The 19,915-nt window shown below is 38.0% G+C and carries 19 protein-coding genes and 1 riboswitch; of the genes, 10 read left to right on the top strand and 9 right to left on the bottom strand.

The genetic code is table 11. The features are described from left to right. Positions 1-206: 206 nt before the first annotated feature. Positions 207-1,370 (bottom strand): D-alanyl-D-alanine carboxypeptidase family protein, encoded by a 1,164-nt coding sequence (locus tag ACVBAX_RS04320; protein ID WP_447116003.1) that lies wholly within the window; start codon positions 1,368-1,370, stop codon positions 207-209. A gap of 235 nt (positions 1,371-1,605) precedes the next feature. Between ACVBAX_RS04320 and ACVBAX_RS04315 the strand changes: the two genes are divergently transcribed. From ACVBAX_RS04315 to pflA, 3 genes are all read left to right on the top strand, one after another. After that, positions 1,606-2,058 carry a cupredoxin domain-containing protein gene (locus ACVBAX_RS04315; protein WP_430773394.1) on the top strand — a complete coding sequence of 151 codons (453 nt, stop codon included), beginning with the start codon at positions 1,606-1,608 and terminating at the stop codon, positions 2,056-2,058. Positions 2,059-2,407: 349 nt separating this feature from the next. After that, a complete protein-coding gene (gene pflB / locus ACVBAX_RS04310) occupies positions 2,408-4,633 on the top strand; it encodes a formate C-acetyltransferase (protein ID WP_447116002.1) in 2,226 nt (741 codons plus the stop codon). 62 nt (positions 4,634-4,695) lie between these two features. After that, positions 4,696-5,436: a pyruvate formate-lyase-activating protein gene (pflA, locus tag ACVBAX_RS04305; RefSeq protein WP_430773392.1), complete on the top strand. Its 741-nt coding sequence runs from the start codon at positions 4,696-4,698 to the stop codon at positions 5,434-5,436. A 36-nt stretch (positions 5,437-5,472) separates the two neighbouring features. On the opposite strand, the gene nadE is transcribed toward pflA, so the two are convergent. Then, complete coding sequence (gene nadE / locus ACVBAX_RS04300; RefSeq protein WP_447116001.1) at positions 5,473-6,297, bottom strand: ammonia-dependent NAD(+) synthetase; 825 nt, start codon at positions 6,295-6,297, stop codon at positions 5,473-5,475. 12 nt (positions 6,298-6,309) lie between these two features. Next, on the bottom strand, positions 6,310-7,779 hold the full coding sequence (locus ACVBAX_RS04295; protein ID WP_447116000.1) for a nicotinate phosphoribosyltransferase: 1,470 nt from the start codon (positions 7,777-7,779) through the stop codon (positions 6,310-6,312). Positions 7,780-7,957: 178 nt separating this feature from the next. Here ACVBAX_RS04295 and ACVBAX_RS04290 point away from each other — a divergent pair, with 178 nt between their 5' ends. Next, the gene (locus ACVBAX_RS04290) at positions 7,958-8,248 is read left to right on the top strand and encodes a hypothetical protein (RefSeq protein WP_119708676.1); all 291 of its coding nucleotides are present in this window, start codon (positions 7,958-7,960) and stop codon (positions 8,246-8,248) included. A 26-nt stretch (positions 8,249-8,274) separates the two neighbouring features. Beyond that, on the top strand, positions 8,275-8,973 hold the full coding sequence (gene yidC / locus ACVBAX_RS04285) for a membrane protein insertase YidC (RefSeq protein WP_447115999.1): 699 nt from the start codon (positions 8,275-8,277) through the stop codon (positions 8,971-8,973). 36 nt (positions 8,974-9,009) lie between these two features. Here the strand turns inward: yidC and crcB (ACVBAX_RS04280) are convergent, their stop codons facing one another. From crcB (ACVBAX_RS04280) to ACVBAX_RS04260, 5 genes are all read right to left on the bottom strand, one after another. Continuing rightward, positions 9,010-9,357, bottom strand: coding sequence for a fluoride efflux transporter CrcB (gene crcB, locus ACVBAX_RS04280; protein ID WP_447115998.1), 348 nt, complete (start codon positions 9,355-9,357; stop codon positions 9,010-9,012). Next, the gene (gene crcB, locus ACVBAX_RS04275) at positions 9,354-9,740 is read right to left on the bottom strand and encodes a fluoride efflux transporter CrcB (RefSeq protein WP_447115997.1); all 387 of its coding nucleotides are present in this window, start codon (positions 9,738-9,740) and stop codon (positions 9,354-9,356) included. Before crcB (ACVBAX_RS04275) ends, crcB (ACVBAX_RS04280) begins: the two co-directional genes overlap by 4 nt. A gap of 88 nt (positions 9,741-9,828) precedes the next feature. Next, positions 9,829-10,032: a DUF6501 family protein gene (locus ACVBAX_RS04270; protein WP_119708680.1), complete on the bottom strand. Its 204-nt coding sequence runs from the start codon at positions 10,030-10,032 to the stop codon at positions 9,829-9,831. Positions 10,033-10,080: 48 nt separating this feature from the next. Further along, positions 10,081-10,314 (bottom strand): hypothetical protein, encoded by a 234-nt coding sequence (locus ACVBAX_RS04265; RefSeq protein WP_430773386.1) that lies wholly within the window; start codon positions 10,312-10,314, stop codon positions 10,081-10,083. Positions 10,315-10,397: 83 nt separating this feature from the next. After that, positions 10,398-11,261, bottom strand: a complete 864-nt coding sequence (locus ACVBAX_RS04260) for a gamma-glutamylcyclotransferase (protein WP_447115996.1) — start codon at positions 11,259-11,261, stop codon at positions 10,398-10,400. 188 nt (positions 11,262-11,449) lie between these two features. On the opposite strand from ACVBAX_RS04260, the gene sda reads away from it, so the two are divergent. Next, positions 11,450-11,584, top strand: coding sequence for a sporulation histidine kinase inhibitor Sda (gene sda / locus ACVBAX_RS04255; protein ID WP_430773384.1), 135 nt, complete (start codon positions 11,450-11,452; stop codon positions 11,582-11,584). 74 nt (positions 11,585-11,658) lie between these two features. On the opposite strand, the gene ACVBAX_RS04250 is transcribed toward sda, so the two are convergent. After that, positions 11,659-11,895, bottom strand: a complete 237-nt coding sequence (locus ACVBAX_RS04250; protein ID WP_447115995.1) for a hypothetical protein — start codon at positions 11,893-11,895, stop codon at positions 11,659-11,661. A 166-nt stretch (positions 11,896-12,061) separates the two neighbouring features. Next, positions 12,062-12,166: riboswitch (SAM riboswitch) on the top strand. An 80-nt stretch (positions 12,167-12,246) separates the two neighbouring features. On the opposite strand from ACVBAX_RS04250, the gene ACVBAX_RS04245 reads away from it, so the two are divergent. From ACVBAX_RS04245 to metH, 4 genes are read left to right on the top strand one after another with little or no spacing between them, the layout of a single operon-like run. Then, positions 12,247-13,353, top strand: a complete 1,107-nt coding sequence (locus ACVBAX_RS04245) for a methionine biosynthesis PLP-dependent protein (RefSeq protein WP_430773381.1) — start codon at positions 12,247-12,249, stop codon at positions 13,351-13,353. 2 nt (positions 13,354-13,355) lie between these two features. Next, complete coding sequence (metC, locus tag ACVBAX_RS04240) at positions 13,356-14,543, top strand: cystathionine beta-lyase (RefSeq protein ID WP_447115994.1); 1,188 nt, start codon at positions 13,356-13,358, stop codon at positions 14,541-14,543. Beyond that, positions 14,540-16,405: a bifunctional homocysteine S-methyltransferase/methylenetetrahydrofolate reductase gene (locus ACVBAX_RS04235; RefSeq protein ID WP_447115993.1), complete on the top strand. Its 1,866-nt coding sequence runs from the start codon at positions 14,540-14,542 to the stop codon at positions 16,403-16,405. Before metC ends, ACVBAX_RS04235 begins: the two co-directional genes overlap by 4 nt. Next, positions 16,383-19,835: a methionine synthase gene (metH, locus tag ACVBAX_RS04230; RefSeq protein ID WP_447115992.1), complete on the top strand. Its 3,453-nt coding sequence runs from the start codon at positions 16,383-16,385 to the stop codon at positions 19,833-19,835. The genes ACVBAX_RS04235 and metH overlap by 23 nt, the downstream gene beginning before the upstream one ends. The last annotated feature ends 80 nt before the right edge of the window (positions 19,836-19,915 follow it).

Here is a 19,915-nt window from a genome sequence, read left to right as displayed (position 1 = left end):
TTAATGTATCTTCAGTTATTTTATGTTGTTGACAGAAAGCTTGAATTGATGACTTCCTGTTTTGGTATTTGATAATAAATTCTAATTTTTCTTGTGCTGAATATGCACTTTTCGCCATAAAAAAAACCCCCAATAAAGTAAACAGATTTTTTATTATTTCATCTGTCTACTTTATCGGGAGCATATCAAAAACTCATGGCTATTTTTCATCCATTCAATATTCGTTTTTTCCACATTCCTATAAATGCTCCAAGTAACGCAAAACCTAATCCAATTGATATAGCTTTCATCACAATAGGTGTAGTTTTATCACTCGATGTGGTTTCTCCAATAATAGATTCTCTCTCTGGAGCTGTTTTGATTTTATAATTAGCTAAAGAGATCGTTTGCAGCTCTTTATTCGAGGAATCAAATACAGCTAACTCTCCCTCTTTTGTTACATTTACTATAGCAGAGCCAGTAAGAGGTTCTGTTATATATAACGGATCCGTCACAACAAACTTATCTTTTTCATTTTCAAATGTTGTATTTACAGGAATAATTGAAGTTTTATAGTTAGAAAATCCAAAGCTTAGCAAATTAATTGTGTCATTATAAATATCACGTTTATACGTTGCTCCTAAACCAATGACTGTTAACCCAATTTGACCATTAGAAGCAGTCGTCGCTAACGTTTGCCTGGATTCATTGACAAAACCAGTCTTTCCACCTGTGATTCCTTCGAATGGGATTTCTCCCTTCAATAGTAAATGATGTGTAAACAACGTTGTATCCCAGGATTGTCCATCCCAAGCCAAATCTTTTGTTCCGAAAATTTCTTTAAATGTTTCATTTTTAAGTGCGTAATTCGTGATTAGACCTAAATCATACGCTGTTGTATAGTGGTTTTCAGCAAAGAGCCCATGCGGATTCGTGAAATGAGTATCCTTAACTCCAACCTCATTTTTTAGAAATTCATTGATATTTTTTTCATATATCTCCATGCTACCGTCAATATAAAGGGCAATGGCAGCAGCAGCATCATTTCCTGAATTAATAAGCATACCTTGAATTAATTTTTTTAGAGTAACTTCTTCTTCCTCATTTAAATATACTTTAGTTCCCTCAACTTCAATAGCTTCGCTTTTTACTTTTACTACTTCATCTACTTTTACAGTTTCAATTGCGTAAATGGCAGTTGCAATTTTTGTTAAACTAGCCGGATACATACGTTCATGCTCATTTTTTGAGTAAAGGACCGCATTGGATTGTGAGTCCATTAATATTACCGAATCGCTTATTATGGACAGCTCGTCCATTTGCTCAGCAAACACTTGATTTGCACTAAATGAAAGGATAGTTAGAAAAATAAAAGATAGTTTTTTAATCACTGTATGCACACACCTTGTTTGAATTCAGTCTTTTTCGATTGTACCAAAAAAATTAACATGTAAACGTATAAATTATACATTTGTTACAAAATTGAAAAACTAGGTAATATTTCGTGCTTTATAACGAAAAACCGATACTAAGGTCGTAAATTTACATTCATAGAAAAAGTATAGACAAGTTTACATTACCTTGATGCATATAAATTAGTAGAAATAAATTTTTTGGAGGGGTACGATGCAATTTCTAGTAGTCAAAAAACGTTCTATTATATTTTCACTTCTTCTGTTAGGTTTGGTTTTCTCCGCCTCCCTTTGGATTTATTTAAACATGGGCAGCGAGGCAGTCATTCAAACATCGGTCAATGATTCTACGAGGGAAATTCATTTAGTCACTGGCGAGTTTGAAGCGACAACTAAAGATGGAAAAGAAATCGAAGCGTATCGCTTTGACCCTGGTACCATCTTTCTTCAAAAGGGTGAGAAGGTAAAATTAAAGATTATGGGAATAAACGGTGCTAATCATCCGTTTATAATTGAGGGTACAAACATTAGCGGTAAAATTCTTCAAGGAGAAGAAACTGAACTAGACCTCCAGTTTCAAAAGAAGGGGGTCTATCGGTTGGTTTGTTTAACTCACCATGATTCAGATTCAAATGGACCAATGACGGCCTATATTGTTGTGAATTAACACTTGTAGACGATTGTGTGTAACACGCACATTCGTTTTTTTTGGTCTATTCAAACTGTCAAAATATCTACATAACCTAATTGACCACGAAGTGATTTATCACGTTACAATAGTGTTATTAATAATAACTTTTTGTATAACAGATTTCATTTTTTGCCGAATCATTATAGTACAGTTTTCTTTTTTCACCATTCTGTCACATAACGAACCTCTGACAAACCTAATGTTCATAACATTGTCAAAATGTCACCTAGATTATGTGATGTATTTCACTAATTATCTGTTATACTTCGAGTATGATGTATTTGTATCATCTGTTATATAAACATTTACTAAGAGGTGGACTCAAATGGAACAGTGGAAAGGCTTTTCAGAAGGTACTTGGAGAAAAGAAGTAAACGTTAGAGACTTTATTCTAAGAAACTTTAAAACGTACGAAGGAAATGATTCCTTCCTTGCAGGCCCTACTGAGGCAACAACAAAATTATGGGATCAAGTAATGGATTTAACAAAACAAGAAAGAGAAAACGGTGGCGTACTTGATATGGACACCGAAATCGTTTCTTCTATTGTTTCTCATGGTGCAGGGTACTTAAACCAAGATTTAGAAAAAGTTGTTGGTGTTCAAACAGACAAACCGTTCAAACGCTCTTTACAGCCCTATGGCGGAATTCGTATGGCACAACAGTCTTGTGAATCTTACGGTTTTGAATTAAATAAGGATGTTGAAAAAATCTTTACTGACTACCGTAAAACACATAACCAAGGTGTATTCGATGCTTATACTGATGAAATGAAAATGGCACGTAAAGTTGGAATCATTACTGGTTTACCGGATGCATACGGACGTGGTCGGATTATCGGTGATTACCGACGCATTGCTTTATATGGTGTAGACTTCTTGATTCAAGAAAAGAAAAAAGATCTTGCTGGCACTACTCCAGTAATGAAGGAATCTGTTATTCAACTTCGTGAAGAATTGTCAGAGCAGGTTCGTGCTCTTAATGAATTAAAGAAATTAGCTGCTAGCTACGGATTCGATATTTCTAAGCCGGCTACTACAGCTACTGAAGCTTTCCAATGGTTATACTTCGGATACTTGGCAGCTATTAAAGAACAAAACGGAGCTGCAATGAGCCTTGGACGCGTTTCAACTTTCTTAGATATTTATATTGAAAGAGATTTAGAAAACGGTGTCCTTACTGAGCAAGAGGCTCAAGAATTGGTTGACCACTTCGTAATGAAGCTACGTCTTGTAAAATTTGCTCGTACTCCTGATTATAACGAACTATTTAGTGGAGACCCAACTTGGGTAACAGAGTCTATCGGTGGTGTAGCAAATGACGGACGTGCATTAGTAACGAAAAACTCTTTCCGTTTCTTGCATACTCTTACTAACCTTGGACCGGCACCAGAACCAAACTTAACAGTACTTTGGTCTACTCGCCTTCCAGAGGGCTTCAAAAAGTTCTGTGCAAAAATGTCAATTGAAACAAGTTCTATTCAATACGAAAATGACGATATCATGCGCCCAGAATGGGGAGACGATTACGGAATTGCATGCTGTGTATCAGCAATGGAAATTGGTAAACAAATGCAGTTCTTTGGTGCTCGTGCTAACCTTGCAAAAGCACTTCTATATGCAATTAATGGCGGTAAAGACGAAAAACATAAACTACAAGTAGCACCAGAATTCTCCCCTATTACTTCTGAAGTTCTAAACTATGAAGAAGTGATGGCGAAATTTGATTCTACAATGGATTGGTTAGCTGGTCTTTACATTAATACACTAAACATCATTCACTATATGCATGATAAGTATAGCTATGAAAGAATCGAGATGGCTCTTCATGATACACATATTCTTCGTACAATGGCAACAGGTATTGCTGGACTAAGTGTTGTTGCTGACTCATTAAGTGCGATTAAATACGCTCAAGTTCGTCCAATTCGTGATGAAAACGGTATTGCTGTTGACTTTGAAATTGAAGGTGACTTCCCTAAATACGGAAACAATGATGATCGTGTGGACAGCATCGCTGTTGATTTAGTTGAGCGTTTCATGAAAAAGCTTCAAAAGCACGAAACGTATAGAAACTCTATGACTACTATGTCTATTTTAACAATCACTTCTAACGTTGTGTACGGTAAGAAAACAGGTAACACACCTGATGGTCGTCGCGCTGGTGAGCCATTTGCTCCTGGTGCAAACCCAATGCACGGTCGTGATACAAAAGGAACTCTAGCTTCTCTTGCATCTGTTGCTAAGCTTCCTTATGCGTACTCATTAGACGGTATTTCTAACACTTTCTCCATCGTACCAAAAGCATTAGGGAAAGATGAAGACAGCCGTGAAAATAACCTTGTAAGTATTCTTGATGGCTACTCAGTTAAGCAAGGACATCACTTAAACGTGAACGTATTTAATCGTGAAACATTGCTTGATGCTATGGAGCACCCAGAAGAATACCCACAGTTAACAATTCGTGTATCAGGTTACGCAGTTAACTTTATTAAGTTAACAAGAGAACAACAAATGGATGTTATTAACAGAACATTCCATGGATCACTTTAAAAAACTGATGTAGGGAGAGTGTAAACATCTCCCTACTTGATAATTGAGAGGAGTTTTTCATCATGAACGGAAACATTCATTCAATCGAAACATTTGGTACAGTAGACGGACCTGGAATTCGCTATGTCGTATTTACACAAGGCTGCTTGCTTCGTTGCCAATTTTGTCATAATGCGGATACTTGGGAAATCGGAACTGGAAAACAGATGTCTGTTTCCGAAATCATCGATGATTTAAAAACATACTTACCTTTTATCGAGTCATCAGGTGGTGGAATTACTGTTAGTGGTGGTGAACCGCTTCTACAAATTCCCTTTTTAATTGAACTCTTTAAAGAATGTAAAAAGCTCGGGATTCACACAACTATTGATTCTTCCGGCGGCTGTTTCTCACACGCGGAACACTTTCAAGCTAACCTGAAGGAATTGTTACAATACACAGACTTAATTTTACTTGATATCAAGCATATTGATCGAAAGAAGCATATCTCCTTAACTGGTATGGCTAATGAGCATATTCTAGAATTTGCACAATTCTTATCTGCTCAAAATATTCCCGTATGGATACGCCACGTACTTGTACCAACCATTTCAAATGATCGTGACGATCTAAAAAAACTTGGTGAATTCATCGGTGCACTTACGAATGTTAAGAAGGTTGAAGTACTTCCCTATCATGAGCTCGGAGTATACAAATGGGAAGCTCTTGGAATGGAGTACCCATTAAAAGGTATTCAACCACCAAGTGATGAAGAAGCCCAAGAGGCTCTTGAGCTTTTAACTGCTACAGTAAAATATGCATAATGAAAATAGGGAGCAATTTATTTGCTCCCCATTTTTTTATCTCCACCAATGATCAAACATCGTTGTCGGCGGGCGTCGTTTATGTTCCGTTATGAGATATCTCTGTTCAATTTTCTCCGCTACCTCGTTCGCCACTTCTTTTCCTTCAAGAAAATCATCCAGTTCTTCGTACGTAATTCCGAGTTCCTTCTCATCTGCTTGACCAGGCTTTTGATCCAATAAATCAGCTGTTGGGACTTTTAAATATAGACGTTCACTTGCACCGAGTTCTTTCAGTAGCTCTCGGCCTTGTCTTTTCGACAGTCCAGACAGAGGAAGCAAGTCCGCTCCCCCGTCTCCATACTTTGTAAAAAAACCTGTAACGGCTTCAGCTGCATGGTCTGTACCAACGACAAGTAAGCCTTCCTGCCCTCCGATGGCATATTGTGCAATCATTCTCATTCTCGCTTTGACGTTCCCTTTATGATAGTCTCGTAACGGCTCTCCTGCCGTTTTTTGATCATATTCAAACTTTACTGCATCCACTGCTTCCTTAATATTAAAAACAAATTCCTCATCCGGCTGTATGAACTTAAGGGAGCTTTGAGCATCTTCTTCATCTTGCTGAATACCATATGGTAAACGTACAGCGATAAACTTACATTCATAGCCTTCTTGTCTTAACTCTTCGACTGCTAATTGGGATAATCGACCAGCTAGTGTACTGTCTTGTCCCCCACTGATTCCCAATACTAAACCTTTTGCGTTTGTTTTCCTCACATATGCCTTTAAAAAAGCAATGCGATCGTTCACCTCTTGGTGAGCGTCAATAGAAGGCTTCACATGTAACTCATTTATTATAAGGTTTTGTATGTTCCTCAACTCTTCTCCTCCTTATCTTATATTCTGAGATTTAATATTAGCTTTAATCTCTGCTATATTTCTCATTTTGTTATCCCAACATTTTTGACTTAAATCCACTGGGTATTCCTCTGGGTTTAGCGCTCTTGTATATTCCTCCCAAAGCTGTTTGAGATTTTCTTTTGCATAATTCTGCATTTGAACTAAACTTGGTACCTCATATACTTGCTCTCCGTTAATAAAGATATCCTCGTGGAGATCCTTTGCTGTGAAATTCGTAATGAATTTACTGATATAGGTGTGGACTGGATGGAACATTTTAATTCTAGACTCCGCTTCTGGATGTTCCTCATCCAATGTAATATAATCTCCTTCAGATTTATGATTTTCATTATTAATAATCCGATATACCCTCTTTAGACCTGGGGTAGATACCTTCTCAGGATTACCACTAATTTTAATTGTATCAACAAGCTCTCCATTTTCACCTTCAATGGCCACGAGCTTATAAACAGCACCTAACGCGGCTTGGTCATAAGCTGTGATTAGCTTTGTACCTACTCCCCACGTATCAATCATAGCTCCCTGAGCTTTTAAGTTAATGATGGTGTACTCATCAAGATCGTTTGAAGCAATAATTTTCGTTTCCGTGAATCCAGCTTCGTCAAGCATTTCACGAGCTTTTTTTGAAAGATACGCAAGGTCTCCACTATCGAGACGAATACCAAGAAAATTAATTTTATCACCAAGTTCATTAGCAACTTTGATCGCATTTGGTACACCTGATCTTAGTGTGTCGTAAGTATCTACTAGAAACACACAGTCCTTATGTCTTCGGGCATATTTATGAAATGCAATATACTCATCCTTATACGCTTGGACCAAAGAGTGAGCATGGGTGCCAGCTACAGGTATGCCAAACATCTTTCCTGCACGAACATTAGAGGTAGCCTGGAAACCTCCAATAAAAGCTGCTCTTGTACCCCAAATAGCCGCATCCATTTCTTGAGCTCTTCTAGTACCAAACTCCATTCCCACTCCATCACCGATCACTTGTTTAATCCTCGATGCCTTCGTTGCAATTAACGTTTGATAATTTATGATATTAAGCAGTGCCGTTTCAATTAGCTGAGCCTCTGCTAAAGGAGCTTCCACTCTTAATAACGGCTCATTCCCAAAAGCAATTTCCCCTTCGACCATTGAACGGATATTTCCTGTAAAGGTTAACGTTCTTAAGTAATCAAGAAAATCTTGCTTATATTGAGCGACCTCGCTTAAATATTCAATATCACTATCTGTAAACCGAAATTCTCTTATGTAATCAATGACTCTTTCTAAGCCTGCAAAAATAGCGTAGCCATTTCCAAAAGGCAAATTTCTAAAATATAAGTCAAATACTGCTTTCTTGTTGTGTATCCCATCCTCCCAATAAGTTTCTGCCATATTGATTTGGTATAAATCCGTATGTAAGGTCAAGCTATCGTCTGGATAGTCACGTTTCATTACTAAAATCTCCTTAACTTCAAAAATGCATTTTAACCTATCATAGCGAAACTACCTTTAAATGTCACGATTTTAAGTAAATTGTCAAAATAAATCCTTATTATCTTCGTATTTGCGCAGGAGTTTATGATTTACTATACTTATAAGGAGAACATTCAAAAGAAGTGAGGTGATTTCGATGGATGAGATTCTATTTGACTTAACAAATTTTTCAACAATGTATACCATTTATGCTTCTGTCGTGATCAGCCTGATCCTTCGATTGGTTTGGATTTGGAACATTGAGTTCCAATTTCTTGATACCGTTTGTTCCTCAACCGATTTAAGCTCGGAACATAGACAACTTGTTTATGAGCGAACATACTCTCACCAACTACACCCTGCACTCGTCTGGATATTTCGATACATTAGACGAAAAGTTGCAGGCAGTGATGATACAGATAGCACCTTTCCTCCTTCAGCCAGATAAAACAAAATGATACGGAGGAAAGATAAATGAGTGATTTTTTTCAAACAGTATTTGTAAACACATTCTCAAACGCCATCCATACCATTGCGATTTTTTTTAACGGAAGCTTCGGTTTATCAATTATATTTCTTACATTAATTGTTCGCCTTCTGCTCATGCCGCTTATGCTTAAGCAGTATAAAGGTCAGCAGCAGATGAAAGAAAAAATGGAGGCACTAAAGCCTGAATTAGATGATATCCAAGCAAAAATAAAGAAAACAAAAGATAGCAAAGAGCAACAGAAGCTGCAGCAAGAAATGATGGGTTTATACCAAAAACACGGAGTAAACCCGTTAGCGATGGGGTGTCTACCCATGCTCATTCAAATGCCTATTTTAATGGGATTTTATTACGCGATTCGAGAATCTCACGAAATTGCAACCCACTCATTTTTATGGTTCAACTTAGGCGAGTCAGATATTTGGATTACTGCAATTGCTGGTATTGTGTATTATTTACAATTCAAAGTGTCTATGTCTAACATAAGTGGTCAACAACAGCAGCAAATGAAATTCATGGGTCTCCTTTCACCTATTATGATTGTCATGTTTTCATTTAATGCACCTGCTGCTTTACCTCTCTATTGGGCAGTTGGGGGTACTTTCCTCATTATCCAAACACTAATAGGAAAAAAATTATACCAAACACCCGCACCAACACTTTCAGCTAATACAGAAAAAGCATAGTTAAAAGGGTCTGCTCTAATAAGAGCAGACCCTCTTTTATGCCATCATAAATCCAATTGAAGCTAGGACAATTCCTAACCCGTAGCTCAATATCAAATATAGGACGAATGCTTTATGTTCTTTTGATTGCCAAAGCTGTATCAGTTCAAGTTTGAATGTAGAGAATGTAGTAAAAGCACCCATAAATCCAACTCCTAAAAAGGAATAAACGTCCCCTCTTATCCCCTTACCTACCAACAAACCTAAAAGTAATGAACCTATTGCATTAATAATAAGTGTACCAATAGGAATGGAAACGTTTATGTACTTTTTCGCAAGTAGACCAATAATATATCTAGCATTTGCTCCAATAAACCCACCTGCAGCGATTAGTATGAAATTCATTGAACAGCCACCCTTTTCTGCCCTAATTGGAAGCCGCCAAATGCACAGACAAGGCCACCTATCATACTTATAAATACATAACAAATAGCTAGAAGATATTGTCCCTCTTGTAAAAGCGAGCTAAGCTCCACACTTAAGGTAGAGAAAGTCGTAAAAGAACCAATTAACCCCGTCCCAATAGCAGCTGCTAACTCATCAGGGAGCTTTTTTGATAGCAACAGTCTTGAAGTAAACCAACCAAGTGCAAATGCTCCTAACAAATTGGCGAGTAATGTTCCTAAAAATGGTAACCAGTTTCCATTAATGGCTAACATATTGTAATAAATACTATATCTCAACACACTTCCAATGGAACCACCGATCCCTACAAATAATAACCTCATAATAATATTCACCCTATTAATTAGAAAAATGACAGATTAAAAGAAAATACTGTTAGCTACCATGCTAACAGTATTATGTAGTCTGATGTTAAGCTTCTTTAAAATAATCCTTGTAATAGCCGCCGACTTTTCCACTATTATCTATAATAAAGTAAAATTCTTCTGTTTCATTTTTTACTTCGTACACATTTCCTGGTGTTAATTTATTATCTACAATATATTTTTCAGCTTTTGTGTGAACACAAGTTACCTTTTTTATTGTTTCTGACTCTGACCATTTTAGATGAATCACTACAGTCACTCCTTTTACATTATCTATCTTATTATAGAAAGGAAGTAACTACTTAGCAACTTTTTCTAAAAAATGCTTCTTTAAAGGCTTGATTCGAAAATTTCTTTTTGTCACTTTTCGAACTTTGTTTTCTTCAAAGGTAAAAAATTCACCTGTTAAGATATTTTTTAAAGTGATATAACTAATTTCACATATTGTATCTAATCTAATAAACTCTAGATAGTTGTATTGTCGATTATTATACACCAGCTCATAATAGCCATTTTCTCGATTCCCACTCATATTCTGACCCACTTTCTTAAGTTGGTGATATCAAGTGTTTACCACAATGGATACTCGTATTAAACCGATGTACAATAAAAAAGTTAACTATTGCTTGATTTTTTTAGACGATCAAGTTCTTTTAGTAGATATTGATAATACCTTTCACTCAATCTTCCTTTGGCCCCTCTAAGAATTTCGGTCGAATAATGGTCGGGGGGTGACACTTCGGGCATTTTGTTATACACATGGAATGTCAAAACATCCTTTAACATTTCTCCATCGATGTCCACATCTACAAAGGTTGGGCGATACCATCCTCCATAAAACCCCTCTCTACCAAATAAATACTCGACCCCTTCATATGGAGTTAAGTAAACTACCCCTTCGGTTTCACCACCATCTTCTACAATATCTGCTCTTCCGCCATCACTTACTCTGAAAAGATATTTCATGGAGTATCCCTTTAAAACAGCAGCACCGACGAGATTTTTAAAACAGTGATCTACCCCCGCTTTTCGGAATCGTTCATCATCCATACATGAACCATATGCAAAGTAATATACTTGGTCAGGACGATTTTTCATGAATCTATGTAACTTCCAATCACCGTGGGTGATTTTTTCAGCTTTGCTTGATTCATCCACATTCACATACACGAGCGCTACTTTAGTGCCTTTATCAGTATGAACGGTAACATTTGTTCTGTCATACAAATTAGACTCTTTACCCTCTTCATAATCCTCCAATGCGTCGAGCTGAGGTAAAAGGGTTTTACTAACTTCATATAACTCTCCATGCACCTTACCGGAATCATTGAGTTCTAGTGTAGGATAACCGTTACCTGTATCAAAAAGCTCACCGTTTACCCATGCCTGTTCAGCGATACAAGTAGCTTCTCTGATTAATCTGTGATTCGTTTCATGTCTTCTTAATGTACCATAAACAAAAAGTGTAATCGTATCCATCCTTCTCCCCCATCGTACAAACTATTTACCATATTTTATCATAAAAAAAACCATTACGTGAAAATCCTGTAACAGAATATTAATAATTTTATGGCAGTAAATCTGGAGTTTTGGGTTTTCAAATGGATTAAAACCCGATACAATGATAAAAAGCTAGAAAATTCAGTCCATTTTAAGGAGGCTTGCAAATGAAGATTATGAGTAATGAAATGTTAGTTGTCTCGTATCGGAATGCATTGAAGTCAGGTGAGGATAAAGAATGGGCGAAGTTTTTGAAGAAGGAAATTGAGAAAAGAAATTTGAAACCGACAATTAAATCATAGGACACAACCACCGGCACCCAAGTGCCGGTGGTTTTATTTTTTCCTACGAAAATAAACAAGACGAGTTTCCCCGTCTATAACTGATTGATCATATTTAAGTAAAGTTGTTGCGGTGGTTGACTGGAGAGACGTTTCTCCTTTTGAACTGATTCATTCATTTCTCTCATTTCAAGAGGAAAATCCACGTGACCACCTACAGGATAACCTTGAAGACCCTCACCTGATATAAACAATTCAATTCCATCCTCGGTAACAAAAAAGGCGTCTTCACTCAACATATACCGATGATGACATCTGCTTTTCGTTTGCATGAATTTCCCTCCACTTTTTGTTCTCAAACTTATTATATATTAAATGTTCTGAATATTCATATAGTAAATTTTAGGAAATTGTGAACAAAATTGTCGTTAATTTGTAAAAAAGATTGACACTTAGCGATTTACTGTAGTAAAGTTAGAAAAAATTAAATGTTTTGATTTCTTATCAAGAGAGGTCGAGGGTCTGGCCCTATGAAGCCTCAGCAACCATCAATTTTTTGAAAAGGTGCTAATTCCAGCAAGTATTTTACTTGGAAGATAAGAAGAATGGCTCATGTTGATAACAAAGTCTTCTTCTTAGAGAGAAGGCTTTTTTTTATTATTAGGATGTTGGGAGAGACTAAAATGTACAAAAATGAAACAAAGGTAGCACAGATCGGAAACAGAAGTGAAACTCAAACTGGGACAGTAAACCCACCTGTATACTTTTCGACAGCTTATCGACACGAAGGAATAGGCCAATCAACTGGATTTGATTATATTCGAACAGGTAATCCAACAAGAAAACTTGTAGAGGCAGCAATAGCTGATTTAGAAGGCGGTGACCAAGGATTTGCCTGTAGTTCCGGAATGGCTGCTATCACTACCATTCTTGCACTCTTTGAATCTGGCGACGAATGGATTGTATCAAGAGATTTATACGGTGGAACCTATCGAATTCTAGAGCAAGGATTTAAAAAATGGGGACTTTCAAGTACGTATGTACAAACTCATGATGTGAGCATTATCGAACAGGCTATTACAGAAAAAACGAAGGCCATATTCATTGAAACACCAACCAATCCTCTAATGGAAGAAACGGATATTCAAGCGGTTGCTGAACTAGCGAAGAAATATAATATATTATTAATTGTCGACAATACGTTTTACACTCCATTACTTCAAAGACCGATTGAGCTTGGAGCTGATATTGTCATTCATAGTGCTACCAAATACTTAGGTGGACATAATGATGTGCTAGCTGGCTTGATCGTTGGGAAAGGAAAAGAGGTTTGTGAACAGCTTGGATTCCACCACAACTCTATAGGAGCGGTTTTAAGTCCGTTTGACTCTTGGCTTCTTATTCGTGGGATGAAGACTTTAGCACTTAGAATGAAACAGCATGAAAAAAATGCAAGCGAACTTGCAAGCTTCTTAAAGAATCATGAAAATGTAGTAGATGTTCTTTACCCAGGCCGCGGAGGCATGCTATCCTTCCGAATTAAAAAAGAAGAGTGGGTTAATTCATTTTTACAAAATCTTAAGCTTATTACGTTTGCAGAAAGTCTTGGGGGTGTAGAAAGCTTCATTACATACCCAGCTACACAGACACACGCGGATATTCCGGAAGAAATTCGTTTTTCAATAGGCGTTTGTAATCGCCTGCTTCGTTTCTCTGTTGGTATTGAAGACGTGGAGGATTTAATTAAAGATATTGACCAAGCTCTTACTCGTTTAAGTTCGGAGGCATAAAAATGACAAAAGAACACAATTTCTCATTTGAAACAAAACTACTTCATAATGAACATAAATTTGATCCAACAAACGGTGCTGTTTCCGTTCCTATTCAACATGCATCCACCTTCCATCAGCATAGCGTCGATGAGTTTGGAAAATACGACTATGGTCGAAGTGCGAATCCAACTCGCGAAGCTTTTGAAACAGTCATTGCTAACCTTGAAGAAGGTACAAACGGATATGCCTTTTCATCAGGTATGGCAGCCATTTCGACTGCGTTTCTCCTTCTCTCTCAAGGAGATCATGTGGTGATCACAGAAGACGTGTATGGTGGGACCTACAGAATGGTGACGGAAGTTCTTTCGCGTTTTGGAATCGAGCACACATTTGTTGATATGACGGACCTCACAGAAGTTAAACAGGCGATTCGTCCGAATACAAAGGTTTTCTATGTAGAAACTCCTTCCAATCCCCTTTTAAAGGTGACAGATATCCGAGCCATTAGTGACATTGCTAAAAGTGTTGGAGCTTTAACCTTTGTTGACAATACATTTTTAACACCTGCTCTACAAAAGCCCTTACTTCTTGGTGCGGATGTGGTGCTTCATAGTGCCACGAAGTTCCTTTCTGGTCATAGTGATGTAGTTGCTGGTGCGATCGTTGTTAACGATCCTGATCTTGCTAAACAGATTGGATTTTTACAAAACTCATTTGGCGCTGTGTTAGGCGTTCAAGATGCGTGGTTAGTGTTACGAGGAATAAAGACCTTATCGGTTCGTATGGACTTCTCAATGAAATCTGCACTAAAAATAGCACACTTCTTGCAGGACCATCCTTCTGTGAAAAAAGTGTACTACCCTGGACTTACTGATCATCCACAGTACGAAATACAAAACGAACAATCAGAAGGGGCCGGAGCTGTTCTTTCGTTTGAACTCGAATGTGAAGAAGCCGTAAAACAATTTGTTGAATTAACAGAGATCCCTGTATTTGCTGTTAGTTTAGGAGCAGTTGAATCGATCCTCTCTTACCCGGCGAAAATGTCACATGCAGCAATGCCGATTGAACAACGCTTAAAAAGAGGAATCAGCCAAAGCCTGCTTCGCCTTTCTGTTGGCCTAGAACATCCAGATGATATCATTAAAGACTTCTCGGCTGCTCTTGAAACGATAGCCGCGAATTGCCAAGGAGAGAAAGTAAGATGAGCCTTTTAGATAAACTTAAAAAAGACATTGTCATTGGTGATGGTGCAATGGGTACCCTTCTCTACTCTTATGGAACAGATACTTGTTTTGAAGAGTTAAACCTGTCGCATCCGGATGATATTTTTAACATCCATAAGGCCTATCTACGAGCAGGAGCGGATGTTATACAAACCAATACGTACGCTGCCAACTCTTTAAAGCTACAAAGATATGGTCTTGAGGACTCTGTTGAAAAAATTAATCGTGCTGCCGTAAAAGTTGCGAAAAAAGCCATTACAAATGAAAGCTTTGTTGTCGGGACCATTGGTGGTAACCGTGGTATTCGCCCCAACTCATTTTCTTTAGAGGAAATTGTCCAAAGCTTTTTACAGCAACTACATTATTTGCTGCTGGAAGATATTGATGGCCTATTACTTGAAACATACTACGATTTAGATGAAATTGAAGCAGTCCTATCCATTGCCAGAAAGGAAACCAATTTACCTATTATTGCTCAAGTTTCCATGCAGGTCCCTGGCATTATGCAAAATCGAACACCCATTAATGAAGCTCTCTTACGTTTAGAGAGTCTTGGTGCTGATGTGGTCGGTGTGAACTGTCGTCTTGGTCCCCATCATATGCTTGAAAGCTTGGAACAAGTTGAATTACCTAAAACGGCTCTTCTATCAGCATATCCAAATGCTAGTCTCCCTACGTACACTGATGGGAAATTCCATTATGAAGGAGATGCGGATTATTTCCGAAAAAGTGCACAGGAATTCAGAGCTCAAGGTGTTCGTCTTTTAGGAGGATGCTGTGGCACAACTCCAGCCCATATTGAGGCATTTGCATCAGAACTAAAAGGAACTTCACCGGTGACGGAAAAGCAAGTTGAAGTAAAAAAAGAAGTGGTTCAAGTAAAAACTGTACAACCAAAACGCACGGAACGTCCTCTACAAGAAATTGTTAAAGAAAGATCATCAGTCATTGTTGAATTGGACCCGCCTCGAAAGCTGAACACAAAGAAATTTTTTGAAGGAGCACAAGCGCTTAAGGAAGCCGGTGTTGATGCTATTACACTAGCTGATAATTCACTAGCGTCTCCAAGAATTTGTAATACTAGCTTGGCTCAATTGACCAAAACAAATATCGGCTTACGACCACTTGTTCACATTACTTGTCGTGATCGTAATATTATTGGTCTTCAATCTCATCTGATGGGACTTCATACCCTAGGATTACATGATATATTAGCTATTACAGGCGACCCTGCTCGTGTCGGTGATTTTCCTGGTGCATCATCAGTATATGATGTCTCTTCTTTCGAACTCATTAGCATGATTAAGCAGTTTAATGAAGGCCTTTCCCCTACTGGTAAGGACTTAGGAGAAAAGGGCGTATTTTCGGTTGCTGCCGCGTTTAATCCAAATGTAAAATATATAGATAAAGCTGTTTTACGTATGGAAAAGAAAGCAAAGTATGGAGCAGATTACTTTATTACTCAACCAGTATATTCAGAGGAAAAACTATTAGAGATCTACCATGCAACTAGGCATATCAACCAACCCATTTACATTGGGTTAATGCCACTTACATCGAGTAAAAATGCGGAGTTTCTTCATAACGAAGTACCTGGAATAAAAATTTCTGATTCTATTAGAGAGTTAATGGCTACTTTAAAAGATGATCCTGTTCAGTCAGCTCAAGAAGGAATTGCTATTACTAAGTCCTTGATTGACGCAGCTTCTGAATTGTTTAATGGAATTTATTTAATTACTCCTTTTATGCGCTATGAAATGACCGCACAGCTCGCTACCTATACAAATACGATAAACAGCCAAGTGTTAAGGAGGAAGCTGAATGCAAACAGCATCGTTAAATGAACAACTAAATAAACGAATTCTCATCATGGATGGTGCGATGGGTACGATGCTCCAACAAGAAGCATTAACAGCTAAGGATTTTGGTGGAGAGGAGTATGAGGGTTGTAATGAAATCTTAAACCTCACTGCCCCTGATGTGATTGAAAAAATTCACCTAGAGTACTTACGCGCTGGAGCAGATATTATTGAAACCAATACTTTCGGTGCAACTAGTCTAGTATTAGATGAATACGATTTAGGCTCTAAAGCGTATGAAATTAATGTGGTCGCTGCCAAGCTAGCAAGAAAGGCGTGTGATCAAATATCTACACCTGAGTGGCCACGCTTTGTCGCAGGGTCCCTTGGTCCTACAACCAAAACTTTAAGTGTAACAGGCGGAACAACCTTTTCTGCTTTAGTTGAAACATATGAGGAGCAGGTACTCGGTCTTCTAGACGGTAATGTAGATTTACTGCTTCTTGAGACCAGCCAGGACTTGTTAAATGTAAAAGCTGGATTTTTAGGAATTCAAAGAGCCTTCGACCTTCGTAACCGCAAGCTCCCTATTATGATTTCAGGAACGATCGAACCGATGGGAACAACACTTGCCGGTCAATCCATTGAAGCCTTTTATATATCCATTCAACATATGAATCCTATAGCAGTTGGACTAAATTGTGCAACAGGCCCTGAATTCATGCAGGATCATATTCGTTCCCTTTCTTCCCTATCAAACTCTGCAATCAGTTGTTATCCTAATGCGGGTTTACCTGATGAAGAAGGTCATTATCATGAAACACCTGATTTGCTAGCAAAAAAGCTTGGTAACTTTGCTGCTGAAGGCTGGATTAATATTGTTGGAGGTTGCTGTGGTACAACCCCTGAACATATTAAAGCTATTTCTGATGAGATGAAAAAATACAAGCCTCGTCAACGAATTGAAAACCATACCCACATGGTGTCAGGCATAGAGCCATTTGTATACGATGATCCAACTCTACGACCAATCATGGTTGGGGAACGAACAAATGTTATCGGATCTAGAAAATTTAAAAGATTGATTAGCGAAGGTAAGATTGAGGAAGCTTCAGAAATTGCTCGTGCACAAGTGAAAAACGGAGCTCACGTTATCGATATCTGCTTGGCGGATCCCGACCGAGACGAAATCGTTGATATGGAGAACTTCATTCAAGAAGTAGTTAAAAAGGTAAAGGTTCCTTTAGTTATCGATTCAACGGATGATAACGTGCTAGAAAAGGCACTTAGTTATTCTCAAGGAAAGGCCATCATCAACTCCATTAACCTGGAAGATGGCGAAGAAAAATTCGAATCGGTTTCCAAGCTCATTCACAAATACGGTGCCGCCATTGTTGTGGGGACCATAGACGAAAAAGGAATGGGTGTCACTGCCGAGAAGAAACTAGAGGTAGCGAAACGTTCTTATGATCTTCTAGTTAATAAATATGGTGTTCCTCCTCAGGATATTATTTTTGATCCGCTTGTCTTCCCTGTTGGTACCGGAGATGAACAATATATTGGATCTGCAAAAGCAACCGTTGACGGAATTCGAATGATTAAAGAGACAATGCCTGAAACTCAAACAATATTGGGAATCAGTAATGTATCCTTTGGTCTTCCACCTGTCGGCCGTGAAGTGTTGAACTCTGTTTTCCTTTATCACTGTACGGTTGCTGGATTGGATTACGCGATTGTTAATACAGAAAAACTCGAACGTTTTGCAAGTATTCCACCTGAGGAAGTAAAAATGGCTGAAGATCTTCTTTTCCATACTACCGATGAAACACTAGCTGTTTTCACAGATTTTTACCGAGAAAAGAAAAAAGAAGCCAAAAGCACACTACCGGATATGACATTAGAGGAGAGACTCGCTTACTATATCGTTGAGGGCACAAAAGAAGGATTAATCCCTGACTTAGAGCTTGCTTTATCATCCTACCCTGCCCCACTAGATATCATTAATGGTCCATTAATGGATGGAATGAAGGAAGTAGGTCGCCTATTTAATGACAATCAATTGATCGTAGCTGAGGTACTTCAAAGTGCTGAAGTAATGAAAGCCTCCGTTTCCTTCTTAGAACCACATATGGAAGCTGGAGATACATCTGCATCAAAAGGGAAAGTAATTCTAGCTACTGTAAAAGGTGATGTTCATGATATCGGTAAAAACTTGGTGGATATTATCTTAAGCAATAATGGATATGATGTAGTTGACTTAGGTATAAAGGTAACCCCTACTACACTAATCGAATCAATAAAAAAGGAAAATCCCGACATTGTTGGATTATCAGGGTTACTAGTAAAGTCCGCTCAACAAATGGTTCTGACAGCTCAAGACATGAAGCAAGCAGGAATTAATGTTCCAATTTTAGTTGGTGGTGCAGCTTTATCTAGAAAATTTACTGACACGAAAATTTCTAAAGAGTACGATGGTTTAGTCTTGTACGCTAAGGATGCAATGAATGGCTTAAGTCTTGCCAACCAGCTCCAAGATGAAGAAGAGCTTAAAAAGCTAGAGATCGAGCATGCAGAAAAACAAGAGCGCTTATCTAGTGCAAGCATCGACACAAGTACTTCAACAGCTACAGCTACTGCCGTTAAGGTTCGCTCAAAAACAAAACGAGATTTTATCGTTCAAGTTCCAAAGGACGTTAAAAGACATATTTTACGACAATATTCACTTGCCCATATTGAGCCATATATTAATGAACAAATGCTTATTGGTCATCATTTAGGAGTAAAAGGAACGATCGAAAAGCTATTAGCATCTCAAGATGAAAAAGCGTGGAAAGTAAAAAATGTTGTTGATGAGCTCAAAGCAGATGCAAAACAAAAGGGTTGGATTAAACCCCAAGCAGTCTATCAGTTTTATCCTGCTCAATCAAAAGATGAGAGTATCTATATTTATAATCCTGAAAATCATTCAGAAATTATTGAAACCTTTACTTTCCCTCGTCAAGAATCAGAACCATTTTTGTGCTTAGCAGATTATGTTAAATCTGTTGAATCTGGTGAAATGGACTATGTCGGTTTCTTTGCAGTAACTGCAGGCACAGGGATTCGTCAGGTCGCAGAAGAATTAAAAAAGGCTGGAAAGTTTTTAGAAAATCATGCTCTTCAAGCTCTAGCGTTAGAGACTGCTGAAGGATTTGCAGAATTCATTCATCGCCTCATGCGTGACCAGTGGGGATTCCCAGATCCGGTTAGCATGACGATGAAGGATCGATTCTCGGCTAAATATACTGGTCAACGCTTCTCCTTCGGATACCCAGCTTGTCCAGAACTTGAAGATCAAACAAGACTATTTTCGCTTCTAAAGCCTGAGGAAATAGGCATTCAATTAACAGAAGGTTTTATGATGGAGCCTGAAGCTTCTGTTACAGCGATGGTATTTTCACATCCAGAAGCCCGTTACTTCAATGTTTTAAGGTAATTGCTAGAGAGTGTTTAGCCTAACAAGCTAAACACTTTTTTGTTTTTTTCTCCCTATTTTTCTACTACAATAAAAGTAAT

The sequence above is a fragment of the Robertmurraya sp. GLU-23 genome (assembly GCF_052983275.1).
The sequence above is the reverse complement of the archived record's forward strand: the minus strand, read 5'-3'. Positions and strand labels throughout refer to the sequence as shown.

What these genes read in the sequence shown, in the direction of transcription:
- ACVBAX_RS04315 (WP_430773394.1), top strand. Translation starts at nt 1,606, where the DNA reads ATGCAATTTCTAGTAGTCAAAAAACGTTCTATTATATTTTCACTTCTT.
- pflB (WP_447116002.1), top strand. Translation starts at nt 2,408, where the DNA reads ATGGAACAGTGGAAAGGCTTTTCAGAAGGTACTTGGAGAAAAGAAGTA.
- pflA (WP_430773392.1), top strand. Translation starts at nt 4,696, where the DNA reads ATGAACGGAAACATTCATTCAATCGAAACATTTGGTACAGTAGACGGA.
- ACVBAX_RS04295 (WP_447116000.1), bottom strand. Translation starts at nt 7,779, where the DNA reads ATGAAACGTGACTATCCAGACGATAGCTTGACCTTACATACGGATTTA.
- ACVBAX_RS04290 (WP_119708676.1), top strand. Translation starts at nt 7,958, where the DNA reads ATGGATGAGATTCTATTTGACTTAACAAATTTTTCAACAATGTATACC.
- yidC (WP_447115999.1), top strand. Translation starts at nt 8,275, where the DNA reads ATGAGTGATTTTTTTCAAACAGTATTTGTAAACACATTCTCAAACGCC.
- crcB (WP_447115998.1), bottom strand. Translation starts at nt 9,357, where the DNA reads ATGAATTTCATACTAATCGCTGCAGGTGGGTTTATTGGAGCAAATGCT.
- crcB (WP_447115997.1), bottom strand. Translation starts at nt 9,740, where the DNA reads ATGAGGTTATTATTTGTAGGGATCGGTGGTTCCATTGGAAGTGTGTTG.
- ACVBAX_RS04265 (WP_430773386.1), bottom strand. Translation starts at nt 10,314, where the DNA reads ATGAGTGGGAATCGAGAAAATGGCTATTATGAGCTGGTGTATAATAAT.
- ACVBAX_RS04260 (WP_447115996.1), bottom strand. Translation starts at nt 11,261, where the DNA reads ATGGATACGATTACACTTTTTGTTTATGGTACATTAAGAAGACATGAA.
- sda (WP_430773384.1), top strand. Translation starts at nt 11,450, where the DNA reads ATGAAGATTATGAGTAATGAAATGTTAGTTGTCTCGTATCGGAATGCA.
- ACVBAX_RS04250 (WP_447115995.1), bottom strand. Translation starts at nt 11,895, where the DNA reads ATGCAAACGAAAAGCAGATGTCATCATCGGTATATGTTGAGTGAAGAC.
- ACVBAX_RS04245 (WP_430773381.1), top strand. Translation starts at nt 12,247, where the DNA reads ATGTACAAAAATGAAACAAAGGTAGCACAGATCGGAAACAGAAGTGAA.
- metC (WP_447115994.1), top strand. Translation starts at nt 13,356, where the DNA reads ATGACAAAAGAACACAATTTCTCATTTGAAACAAAACTACTTCATAAT.
- ACVBAX_RS04235 (WP_447115993.1), top strand. Translation starts at nt 14,540, where the DNA reads ATGAGCCTTTTAGATAAACTTAAAAAAGACATTGTCATTGGTGATGGT.
- metH (WP_447115992.1), top strand. Translation starts at nt 16,383, where the DNA reads ATGCAAACAGCATCGTTAAATGAACAACTAAATAAACGAATTCTCATC.